9 protein-coding genes are annotated in these 11,517 nt (G+C 65.1%); 2 read left to right on the top strand and 7 right to left on the bottom strand.

Annotated elements, in window-relative coordinates; translation table 11 throughout:
• Positions 1 to 5: 5 nt before the first annotated feature.
• The 4 genes from AC3CD9_RS18445 to AC3CD9_RS18430 all read right to left on the bottom strand — a co-directional run bounded on the left by AC3CD9_RS18445 (position 6) and on the right by AC3CD9_RS18430 (position 3,892).
• Positions 6 to 1,088: an ABC transporter permease gene (locus tag AC3CD9_RS18445; protein ID WP_488365451.1), complete on the bottom strand. Its 1,083-nt coding sequence runs from the start codon at positions 1,086 to 1,088 to the stop codon at positions 6 to 8.
• On the bottom strand, positions 1,088 to 2,077 hold the full coding sequence (locus tag AC3CD9_RS18440) for a siderophore ABC transporter substrate-binding protein (protein WP_488365450.1): 990 nt from the start codon (positions 2,075 to 2,077) through the stop codon (positions 1,088 to 1,090). Before AC3CD9_RS18440 ends, AC3CD9_RS18445 begins: the two co-directional genes overlap by 1 nt.
• A 169-nt stretch (positions 2,078 to 2,246) precedes the next feature.
• A complete protein-coding gene (locus AC3CD9_RS18435; protein WP_488365449.1) occupies positions 2,247 to 3,212 on the bottom strand; it encodes an inositol monophosphatase family protein in 966 nt (321 codons plus the stop codon).
• Positions 3,213 to 3,715: 503 nt separating this feature from the next.
• Entirely contained in the window at positions 3,716 to 3,892 is a 177-nt protein-coding gene (locus tag AC3CD9_RS18430) for a hypothetical protein (protein WP_172172182.1), read from the bottom strand.
• A 326-nt stretch (positions 3,893 to 4,218) separates the two neighbouring features.
• On the opposite strand from AC3CD9_RS18430, the gene AC3CD9_RS18425 reads away from it, so the two are divergent.
• Positions 4,219 to 7,302 carry an FAD-binding and (Fe-S)-binding domain-containing protein gene (locus AC3CD9_RS18425; protein WP_488365447.1) on the top strand — a complete coding sequence of 1,028 codons (3,084 nt, stop codon included), beginning with the start codon at positions 4,219 to 4,221 and terminating at the stop codon, positions 7,300 to 7,302.
• Between the two features lie 30 nt (positions 7,303 to 7,332).
• Here AC3CD9_RS18425 and AC3CD9_RS18420 read toward each other — a convergent pair whose 3' ends face one another.
• Together AC3CD9_RS18420 and AC3CD9_RS18415 are read right to left on the bottom strand one after the other, a co-directional pair.
• Entirely contained in the window at positions 7,333 to 7,722 is a 390-nt protein-coding gene (locus tag AC3CD9_RS18420; RefSeq protein ID WP_101546446.1) for a universal stress protein, read from the bottom strand.
• Between the two features lie 135 nt (positions 7,723 to 7,857).
• The gene (locus tag AC3CD9_RS18415) at positions 7,858 to 8,973 is read right to left on the bottom strand and encodes a helix-turn-helix transcriptional regulator (protein WP_488365446.1); all 1,116 of its coding nucleotides are present in this window, start codon (positions 8,971 to 8,973) and stop codon (positions 7,858 to 7,860) included.
• Positions 8,974 to 9,038: 65 nt separating this feature from the next.
• On the opposite strand from AC3CD9_RS18415, the gene AC3CD9_RS18410 reads away from it, so the two are divergent.
• On the top strand, positions 9,039 to 9,641 hold the full coding sequence (locus AC3CD9_RS18410; RefSeq protein WP_488365445.1) for a mycothiol transferase: 603 nt from the start codon (positions 9,039 to 9,041) through the stop codon (positions 9,639 to 9,641).
• Positions 9,642 to 9,727: 86 nt separating this feature from the next.
• On the opposite strand, the gene aceB is transcribed toward AC3CD9_RS18410, so the two are convergent.
• Positions 9,728 to 11,335 carry a malate synthase A gene (aceB, locus tag AC3CD9_RS18405; protein ID WP_488365443.1) on the bottom strand — a complete coding sequence of 536 codons (1,608 nt, stop codon included), beginning with the start codon at positions 11,333 to 11,335 and terminating at the stop codon, positions 9,728 to 9,730.
• Between the last annotated feature and the right edge of the window lie 182 nt (positions 11,336 to 11,517).

Genomic DNA, 11,517 nt, shown 5'->3' with positions numbered 1-11,517 from the left:
GGAACTCACCCGACCTTTCGCTGACGCAGCAGCAGGGCGACGAACACGGCCGCGCCGACGACGCCGAGGATGAGGGAGACGGGGACTTCGAAGGGCATGACGATGATCCTGCCGATGAGGTCGCAGATGGTGACGATCGCGATGCCGAGCAGGCATACCCAGGGCAGGTTCGAGCGCAGGTCGTCGCCGCGGATGAGCGAGACGATGTTCGGCACGATGAGGCCGAGGAACGGCAGGTTGCCGACGACGACGGTGACCACACCGGTCGCAATCGCCACGAACACGGTGCCCAGCAGCAGGACCTGGTTGTAGTTGAGACCGACGTTGGTGGCGATCTCCTTGCCGAGCCCTGCCACGGTGAAGCGGTCGGCGAGGATGAAGATGGCGACGACGACGGCCGCGACGAGCCACAGAGTCTCGTACTGGCCGCGCAGGATCGACGTGAAGCTGCCGGCGAACCAGATGCCCAGCGACTGCAGCATATCCGTCTGCACCGCGATGAATGTCGAGACGGCGCCGACGACGGCGCCGAGCATGATGCCGACGATGGGCACGATGAGCGAGGATTTCAGGGACACACGGCGCAGGAAGACGAAGAAGACGAGGGTGCCGACGAACGCAGCGATGATCGCGCCGACCATTCGCGCCACGATCGAGGCATCGGGATAGACGATGACGGTGAGCATGAGGCCGAGCCCCGCCCATTCGGTGGTGCCGGTCGTCGTCGGCTCGACGAAGCGGTTCTGGGTCAGCAGCTGCATGACCAATCCGCACATCGCCATGGCGGCGCCCGCCAGGACGAGGGCGATCGTGCGTGGGATCCGCGTGATCTGGAACATCTCGGCCCCGCCGTCACCGCCGAAGATGTCGTAGACGCCGGTGAGCAGCGAGAGCGCGAGGAGGATGGCGACCCCGACGATGCCCAACAGCAGGGGCCATCCGAACAGAGGTGCCTTCGCCGAGGCGGCCCCACGTGCGGACGAAACTGCCGTCCCGCTGGGGGACGGATCAACCGTTCCCTGCGGGGACTCAGCCGTCCGGTTGCGTCGGGCTTCGTTCCGACGTCGGGCCGCCTCGGCGAGGGTCATCACTTCTGAGCTTCGAGCTTGTCGGCGAAGTCGTTGAAGAACTCGGTGTACGTCTGGATGCCTTCGTTGAGATAGGTGTCCTCGGGGAAGTAGACGATCTTGTCATCCTTGATCGCAGGAACGTCCTTGAGTGCTTCGGAGTCTTCGAGGACTTCGGCGGCCGGGGCCGAGCCTTCGTCGCGTTCTTCAGGCGCGAAGGAGGCGTCGCGATCGAGGACGATCATGAGGTCGGGGCTCGACTTCGCGATGGCTTCGACGGAGACGTCGTCGCCCTGGTGGTCTTCGCTGCCCTCTTCGACCTCGAGGGCCGGGTCGAGGTCGAGGATGTCGAAGACAGGGCCGACGGTGCGGCCGACCGACGGTGCAGCATAGCCGATGTCGCCGGCCGAGGTGATCAGGCCCATGGCCTTGTCGTTGTCGTCGTAGGCCTTCTGGGCGCGCTCGATGGAGGCGTCGAAGTCGTCGACGAGTTTCTTCGCTTCATCCTGCTTTCCGAAGACCTCGCCGAGGACCTCGGTCTGGCGGCGCAGCTCGGCATCGAAGTCCTCTTCGTCGCGGGGATCGAGTTCGAGCACGGTTGCTTCGGGGGCCAGCTTGGCCAGGTCGTCATGGAACTGGGCGAATCGCTGACCGTTGACGATGAGATCGGGCTTGGCCTCGACGACCTTCTCGAGGTCGGGTTCGCGGTGGCTGCCGAGGTCGAGGATGGAATCATCCTGCGTGTAGCCGAGGTCGTCGCTCATCAGGGAGACGGCGCCGCCGCTGAGTTCGATGCCCCAGTCGCTGAGCGTCTGGAACGTGCGGTTGTCGGTGGCGACAACGGACTTCGGCGGGGAGGCGACGGTCTGCTTGCCGTTGTTGTCCTCCACCTCGATCGTGGATCCGGAGTCTTCGGCCTGAGCCGAATCGGAGTCTGCCGAGCCGCAGCCGGCCAGAGTCAGAGCGACAACGCCTGCCAGGGCGCTCAATTGAAGGCGAGTCGAAACCATGGGGTCCCACTTTCAGGAATGTACGTATGAGAAAAACGTGTGCGCACACTGAAAGTAAGCTTAGCCTATGCTTTGAAAATAAAGTCAAAAAAGTATGACGTTATCTGCATCACATCTGAAGTGAGAGCAGATGGGCGCGCGGTGGGGTGGATGCGTGGTGGGCCTCAGATCAGATAGCGGCGATGAGGCGGTCGACCTCTTCTTCAGTATCTGCCGCGGCGGTCGGCCCGCCGGATCCTCCGCGACTGACCTTGAGTCCGGCCTCTTCGACGATGACAGCCCCACCGGCGTAGTCGTAGATGCCCAGTCCGCGTTCGGCGTAGCCGTTGACCCGACCTTCGGCGACCATGCACAGGTCGAGTGCCGCCGATCCGCAGCGGCGGATATCGTCGTAGCCGGTCATGAGGTCGTCGAGCTTGGCCAGTTGGGCCCCGCGGTTCCTCAGAGCATAGGCGAATCCGGTGGCCAGGAGCCTGCCGGACAGCCCGGGCGGAGTCCCGTGCAGTCGTCGCGCCGGAATGGCGGAGCCGGCCTCGCGGTGGTCGGCCAAGCGCCCGTCGACCCGAAAGGCACCGCGACCGGCAGCCGCCAGCCATGTGGCATCCAACCCCGGCGAGGCGACGAGTCCGATCTGCCAGTCGCCGAGTCCGCGGCCGGCAGCTGCCTCATCTGCGGCCGCGCAGACTCCGACGGAGAACGCGTGGTGTTCGATGTTGCGGACATAGTTGACGGTGCCGTCGATCGGGTCGACATGCCATTCCAGACGCGGACCGTCGTCAGCAGCCTCGTTGAGTGCACCGGTCTCCGGATCGAAGGCGTGGAGTTTGAACAGGAAGTCCACCGGGAAGAATTCGACGGGGTCGAGGGCTTCCGAACCCTCTTCGCCGACCATGAGGTCGTGGGGCCTGACTCGGTTGAGGTAGCCGCGCACAAGCGCCTCGATCTGCGCGTCGGCACGAGTGACAAGGTCGTTCGGTGAGGTCTTCGTGTCGACGACACTGGCGTCGAGGCTCGCGCCGAGCAGGGGCCTCCAGGCGAGCATCTGCTCCCACGCCATGAGAGAGAGGTCTGAGGCGATGCGGATCAGTGGATAGTCGACGATCTCAGCGGGCAGCGATTCGAGCTCGGAGTTCATACCGCCACTCTAGACAACCCTCTCCGCATCTCGCCCGAGTGTCCGCAGGCGGCCGGGAGCCGCCCAGATCCGCGCCGTGTGTAACAAGACTGCAATACACCGACGAATATGTACTTCTTGTATCTAAGCCGTCCCAGGAGGTCGGGAACTCCGGTTGCACGGCTTTTCCACCGAGCTGGAAACGCACCTGAGGTTGTCGGCAGGGCACTTCAGCATCTGACATTTCACAAACAGCCGAAGAGTCGAATCTTGAAGCGATTTCCGCACGTGAAGCAGAATTCTCCTGAAGGCTTTCATCTCTCATCAGCCCAGTTGTCTCCGTTCGAGGAATTCCTGCTTCCGGCGCCGACGAAGATTCGGTCACGAAATCGTCAGAGAACGTCCATGGATCGCACAAGGGCGGTGATCCATATCGAGTATGGATCACCGCCCTGGTCTCTGCGAGGGAAGTGCGAGCACAAAAGTGACCGGCGAATGCCGTTCTGTCCCTGTGTTGTCTGGGATCAGGCGGGGTCGGCGACTCCGGCCTTCGGCTCACTGCGCTTGACCGGACCGTGCCTGCGCACGATCTCCTGAACTGCTTGCGAGGAGGTGCCGGCCGCCTCGGCGATCGCACCGAAGGTCGCGCCTTCTTCGCGGGCGCGCAGAATCGCCATCACATAGTCGGTGTTGATTTTCAATCGCTGCCGCGCGACCTTTCGGACCGCCCCGACTAATGCGGCTTGGTCGACTGTCAATTCACGAGCTCGACGAGACATGGTTTCTTCCCTTGCATTCATGTAGTGGCCCGTTGCCACGAATTGGTGTAGTCCCATTAGATACCATGAATATGGCAAGACGCCAAGAATTCCCGGATATAGGAACTCAGGCTACTGAGTAGCACCGTTCTGAGCACGTGAGATAACGAACGCATAACGTTCCCTGGGGCGGAACGATGACTCTCGCTCGCCACTCCCCGCCGTGGAAGGTATCGATGTTCCAGCAACCCAAGTGGCACAATGCGGACATGACGACTATGGCCCATCCCACCGGAGCGAATCGGGCGACCGTCGACGAAGACGAGTCCCAGACAGCGCTTCCCACCGCACTCGCCGAGCAGTTCCGCGCCGCGGGCATCCGTGATTTCAGCATCGACGACACCGACCGCGCCGCGTACTCCTCAGACGCTTCGCTCTTCCGGCTCGTCCCTGCCGCAATCGTCTTCCCTCACAATGAGGCAGAGGTGGCACGTGTCCTCTCCGTTGCCCGCCGCCTCGGTGTGCCGATCACCAGCCGTGGCGCCGGCACATCGATCGCCGGCAATGCCATCGGCCGCGGCATCGTCCTCGACTTCTCTCTCCATATGAACGCGGTTCTCGACCTCGACCCGGAGGAACAGTCGGCCTGGGTGCAGTCCGGCTGCGTCCACGCTCATCTCCAGAAACAGGCCAAACCACACGGTCTGCGCTTCGGCCCGGACCCGTCCACCCACACCCGCTGCACGATCGGCGGGATGATCGGCAACAATGCCTGCGGCCCGCGAGCTTTGGGCTACGGCCGCACGGGCGACAATATCCTGGCACTGAAGATCATGCTCATCGACGGCACCGTCGTCACCCTCGATGACTCGGACGCCTCGACGACGTTCCCGCGGCTGCACGAACTCGTGGCACAGAACCTCAGCACCATCCGCACGAACTTCGGCACATTCTCCCGCCAGGTCTCCGGGTACGGGCTCGAATCCCTCCTCCCGGAGAACGGCTTCGACGTCCGCCGCGCCTTCGCCGGCACCGAGGGCACCTGGGGTGTCATCCTCGCGGCGAAGATGCGCCTGGTCAAGGATCCGAGCTTCACCTCGGCGGTCGTCCTCGGCTACGCGGACATGGTCGCCGCCGCCCACGAGGCGCCGCTGCTGAAGGATTTCCCCGTCGCCGCCTGCGAGGGTCTCGACTCGCGCATGCTCGACCGGGTCATCGACACCAAGGGCGCCGAGGCGGTCCCTCCGCTGCCGGAAGGTGGGGGCTGGCTCGTCGTCGAGCTCACCGGCGAGGACGAGTCCGAGCTCGAGGCCGAGACTCAGCGCCTCATCTCCGAGTCGAAGTCACTTGACTCCGCGGTCCTCGATGCTCGGGCGGCCGCCGAGGTGTGGGCGATCCGCGCCGATGGCGCCGGCTTGGTCTCACGTACACCCGATGGTCGCGACGCCCACGCGGGATGGGAGGATTCGGCGGTTCCGGTGGACCACCTCGGCGATTATCTGCACGATCTCATGGAGCTGCTCGAGGAGCACGGGCTGTGGGCCATTCCCTATGGGCACTTCGGTGACGGCTGCCTGCACATGCGCGTGGACTTCCCGCTCGAGGATCCGAACGGCGGGCAGGTGATGCGCGATTTCATGGTCGCGGCCACGAAGCTCGTCGCCCGCTACGGCGGGTCGGTCTCCGGGGAGCACGGGGACGGTCGGGCGCGCTCCGAGCTGCTGCGACTCATGTACACCCCGGCGGCGCTCGATCTGTTTGCCCAGGTCAAACGCCTCTTCGATCCCCAGCATCTGCTCAATCCGGGTGTCATCGTCGCCCCCGACGCTCTCGACGAATCGATCCGCCTGACTCAGCTGCCGCTTCGCCAGGAGCTGCCCGGCACTCTGGCGATGGCCTACGAAGGCGAATCCGCAGGTTTCGCCTCGGCGGTCCACCGATGCACCGGAGTCGGCAAATGCCGCGCGGATTCGGCGGCCGGCGGCGGCATCATGTGCCCGTCGTATCAGGCCACCCGGGACGAGCGGCATTCGACGCGGGGTCGGGCACGCGTGCTGCAGGAGATGGTGTCCGGGGATCTGCTCGAGCCTCGCTGGGACTCCCCCGAGGTGCACGAAGCCCTCGACCTGTGCCTGTCGTGCAAGGCCTGCGGGACCGAGTGCCCGACCGGCACGGACATGTCCACGTACAAGGCCGAGGTCCTGCACCAGACCTATCAGGGACGGCTGCGGCCGATAAAGCACTATTCGCTCGGGTTCCTTCCGCAGCTCGCCCGCCTGATCACCCCGCTCGCGCCGGTCGTCAACCGGGTGTCGGGGCTGCCGGGGCTGACGACCCTGGCGAGGAAGATGGCCGGCATCGACGTTCGTCGCTCGATCCCGCAGTTCGCTTCCATGACGTTCAGGAAATGGTGGACCACCACCGCCGCCGAGGCGGCACCGGGGTCGCGCACGATTGCCGAGTCCCGCTCGAAGGCTGAGTCCCCGACCAAGGCGTCGTCGCCGGCCTCGAACTCGTTGCGCCCGAACGCTGAGGTCGTGCTGTTCGCCGACTCCTGGTCGAACCATTTCGCTCCGCGCATCCTCGCCGCGGCCGTCGCTGTGCTCGAACGGGCCGGTGTGCGCGTGCGGGTGATCGACCAGACCGTGTGCTGCGGGCTGCCGCTCATCTCCACCGGTCAGCTCGATGCCGCGAAGGCGAATCTCTCGGAGACGATCACGGCTCTCGATGCCACCGGGGTGGTGCCGATCATCGGCGTCGAGCCTTCGTGCCTGGCGACGCTCAAGGATGATTCGCTCAAACTCGTCGCCGATGAGGCCTCGCGCCGAGTGGCCGACCGGGTGCAGACTCTCGCCCAGTATCTGCTGAGCATCGGTGCCGAACTGCCGGACCTGTACGGGATCGAAGCGCTCGTGCAGCCGCATTGTCACCAGTCGGCGATCTTCGGCAACGCGGCAGATAAGGAGCTGTTGGCCAGGGCTGGAGCGAATACCGAGTTCCTCGGCGGATGCTGCGGACTGGCCGGGAACTTCGGCGTCGAAGACGGCCATTTCGAAACCTCGGTCGCCGTCGCCGAGGTGGCCCTGCTGCCGGCGCTGCGCAAGCGGGGACGGGCCGCCGGTGTGGGGTCTGGAACTGGTTCAGGAGTCGATGCTTCGCCGACCGGTGCGACAGGGTCCGGCACAGATGCGTCGCCGAATCGCGCGACGCGTTCAGGTGCAGGCGCCCGGCTGCAGGTCGTTCTTGCCGACGGGTATTCGTGCCGCACTCAGATCACGGATCTCAGTGACGCCGAGGGCGTGTCGTTGGCCGAGCTCCTCGCCTGGGGATGGGGGCTGCAACCGCGGCGATGATCCCGAGGTCGGGGCCGCCTCGGCGAGATTTCAGGCCTTGGCCGTCAGCACCGGGACCTCGGCCTCGAGGAGGATGCGCTGTGCCTGCGAGCCGAGAATGAACTTCCCGATCGCCGAGCGTTTGCGCAGGCCGATGACGATGAGCTGGGCTTCGTACTCCTCGGCGAGGTCGTTGAGCGTGCCGGGCAGATCGTCTTCGTGATCGGGCTGGAGCACCTCGACGTCGACGTCCGATTCCTTGCCGAGGTCGACGATCCGCTTGATCTCGTCCTCACCGATCTCGGTCGGAGCTCCACTGGCACCTCGTCGCTGTGAATTGATCACGACGGCAGCGCTCGACCGCAGTTTGGCCTCTGCGAATCCCGCGCGCAGAGCAGCCTCACCCTCGGGAGCGGGTAGGTAGCCAATGAGAATCGTCATGGCCCCCAGTATATGGACTCATCCATGATTCGTTCACTTCGGGATCACGCTTCGGTCAGCAACCCGCAACCCCCATTGCCCCAATTACTACCTGACGGCGGCCCTGCAACCTCGCGCGAGGTTGCAGGGCCGCCGTCAGGTAGTTCTGGACGCGTCGACGACTGCCTGCGCTCTCTCTGCATGGTCGCGCAGCGCATCGATGAGCTCGGGTGGGTGGAGCACCTCGATCTCGGCGGGGATGGCCGCCAGGGTGGCCGCAACCCATCTGAGGTCCCAGAATCCGCAGGTGATGCGCACGCCATCGGCCGCCTCGGTGACGGTGGCGCTCCGGGTGGGGAACCATTCCTTCGCTTCCCGCGCCGAGGCGGCCGTGCGCAGAACGACGGTGTGCGGATACGCGGTGGTCGTCACGGCTGCGGACACAGCCGCCTCGGCGTCGGGGTGCTCACGCGGGGTGATGCTCAATGTCGTCGCGTGAACCCAGCTCATCCGGTCGAGTCGGAAGACCCGATGGTCATCACGGTCGAGGTCGAAGGCGAAGAGGTACCAGTGCGCGCCGAAGACGACGAGACGGATCGGTTCAACGCGGCGGGGCGTCGAGGGGTGGTCGCCGGTCGGGCCGGGGGACAGTTCGGCAGTCTGGGTGCTGGTCGCGTCGGCAGTCAGGGCGCCGGCCGGGCCCGTGACGGTGGGGTCGTCGACCTCAGGGCGTTGCATCTTCCGGTAGTCGAAGGTCGCGATCGTCGACGCATTGATCGCCGAGGCGAGCGTGATGACCGCGCTGATGTCGACTCCGGGTGCGTGGCCTTCGGACACAGACACAGCCGTCGAGATATCGGCGACGGTCGCGCGCATCGCCGCCGGGAGCATCGTCTGCAGCTTCGTCGTCGCCGATTCCGCGTGTTCGGTGTCCAGGCCCGCTCCGCGCAGGAGTGCCAGACCGACCGCGGTGGCCAACGCCTCCCCAGCCTCGAGCTGCAGAGGCGGCAGCACCGTCCGTGATTCGGCGCGATAGCCCCCGGTCAGGCCCGGTGCCGAGGAGATGATGTAGCCGAGATCGCGCAATTCGGCGATATCTCGACGGATGGTTCGTGAAGTGACGCCGAAGCGGGCGGCGAGCTCGACGGCAGTGAAGCTCCTGCCGGATGCGAACAGACCGAGCAGACTCAAGAGTCGCGTCTCCGACCGCATTCCGCCTCCGAATGAGAAAGTTTCGCCGGGCTGATTGATGCGGACAGTATATGTCCGCATCACACCTGACGATAGGATCACCGCTTCAGCCATCCGGCCGCGGCGGACATCGCAAAGGAGAGACCATGCCGTTCTTCACCCCTTCCGTCACGAGCGAAGCCGACGCCGCGTTCACCTACCTCACCCAGCAATGCACCCAGCTCAAGCTCACGGCGCAGGGCCTGACCGATGAGCAGGCCCGCAACACGCCGACGGCCAGTGGTTTGAGTATCGCCGGCCTCATCGTCCACGGAGCCCAGGTGGTCAATAACTGGCTCATTCAAGTCAAGGAACCGACGAGAGAGGCCGGCGAGGATGACTACCGGACGGTCAACGAGAAGTTGGGGCTGACAGCGATATTCGACGGGTCCGCTCTCCCCGACCTCGACATCACCGAGGCGGTCGCAATCTTCGACAAGGTCATCGACGGGATCGAGGACGCGAGGGCCGCAGTCGACGACGCGGGGACCGACCTCGGCACCGAAGTTCCGATGCCGTACAACCCGTGGATGCCCAACGATTTCACTATGACGGTGCGCTGGATCCTGTGGCACCTGGCCACCGAGATCGCCCGCCACGCCGGCCACGCTGACATCATCCGCGAATCGATCGACGGCGCGATCGCCTACCAGCTCAACGCTCAGGCAGACGGCGAACCGTGGCCGCCCGAGGGTACGGACTGGAGCTGAGTCCCCACACGATCCCGCCTAAAACTACCTGACGGCGGCCCAGCAACCTCGCGCGAGGTTGCTGGGCCGCCGTCGGGTAGCAATTGTTAGGCGACGAAGGCTTCGCTGGCCTTGGACACCCGGTCGACCAGGTGGTCGGTGTAGGCCGGCATGGTGAGGAACTCGGCGAACTCCTCGCCCATTGCCGTCTCGCGGAAGATCTCCACGGCCTCATCGAAGTGATCGTCGGCGGAGCGCTGCATCAGAGCCAGCTCCTCGCCGAGGTAGCGCTCCACCAGACGCGAGGTCAGCTGCTGCCCGTTGTCCAGAGTCACCTCGTGGCGGATCCACTGCCAGATCTGCGAGCGGCAGATCTCAGCCGTCGACACGTCTTCGAGCTGGTTCTCCAGAGCCACGTGCCCGTTGCCGCCGAGCCATTCGTTCATGTACCCGATGGCCACGCGGATGTTCACCCGCACACCCTCTTCGGTCACGACCGGCTCGAGACCGGCGATGTCGAGAATGTTCTCGCTGGTCACCTGCACATCTGGGCGCTTGTTCTCCAGCTGGTGCGGCTGCGATCCCAGGGCGGCGTCGAACACGGCCAGAGCCGCCGGAACCAGAGCCGGGTCGGCCACCCAGGTGCCGTCGAAGCCCTGCCAGGCCTCGCGGGCCTTGTCCTCACGCATGCGCTCGAACTCGGCGGCCACGAACTCCTGATCCGGGTGATCGGCCATGAGGTTGGACATCGTGCCGATCGCGTGTGCGCCGCGACGGTGGCAGGTGGCCACGAGCCGGTCGGTGAAGGCCTTCATCAGCGGCAGGTCCATCGTCAGACGTTCGCGGTCGGGCAGAACGTAGTCGGTGGTGTTGCGCAGGTTCTTCACCACGGAGAACAGGTAGTCCCAACCGGCGGCCTCGAGACCTGCGCAGTGCTCGCGCAGCTCGAAGAGGATCTCTTCCATCTGGAACACCGCAGTGATCGTCTCGATGTGCGCGGTGGCCCGGATGGTGCCGTGCGGGATGCCCAGCATGTTCTGCGCCAGGACGAATACCTTGTTCCACAGGCGTGCTTCCTGCGAGGACTCGAGCTTCGGCAGGTAGAAGTACGGGCCCGAGCCGTTGTCGATGAGGTGGCGGGCGTTGTGGAAGAAGTACAGACCGAAGTCGACGAGAGCACCGGAGGTCGAGAACTCCTGGCCGTTGTCATCGACGTAGATCAGGTGCTTCTCGGGCAGGTGCCAACCGCGGGGGCGCAGTCCGATGGTCGGCTGGTTGTCGTTGTTGACGCCGGGCAGCTGTCCGCGGATGGCACGGAAGAGGTTGACCTGTCCGCCGATGACATTGGCCCAGGTGGGGCTCGTGGCGTCTTCGAGATCGGCTAGCCACACCTTCGCCTGCGAGTTCAGCGCCGCCACGACCTCATCCTCGGTGACCGGGCCGGTGAGTTCCACGCGGCGGTCTTCGAGGCCGGGGGCGCCGGCGGATCCGGCGACCGACCAGGAGCGGTCGGCGCGGATGCGTGCGGTCTCGGGCTTGAAACGGGGGAGGGTTCCGCCGTTCATCTCGGCCGCGCGGGCCCGGCGCGTGCGCAGCACGTCGCAGATGGTGCCGGCGAACTCGTCGTGGAGCTTGGCGATGAACGTCAGAGCAGGCTCCGAAAGGACGGTGCCGAAGCCGGTTTCGAGCGGCGCGTTGATCTTGATGTAAGACATGGGCTTCTCCTCACCCGTCGTAGTGTGTGCCTGGAATGTGTGGCTGGTTCTGTGGGTGATCCTCGCCGAGGCGGCTCTGCCGTGAGCGTGAGCGTTCCCGTGGGATCGTGGCGGGGTTTCGATTCGTCTGTGGTGTGACGGAGCGGATCGACAATGTAAACCCCGTGAAAACACTGCCGATC

This window comes from Brevibacterium sp. MGP-B1 (assembly GCF_057766545.1).
This window is presented reverse-complemented; position numbering and strand designations above follow the sequence as displayed.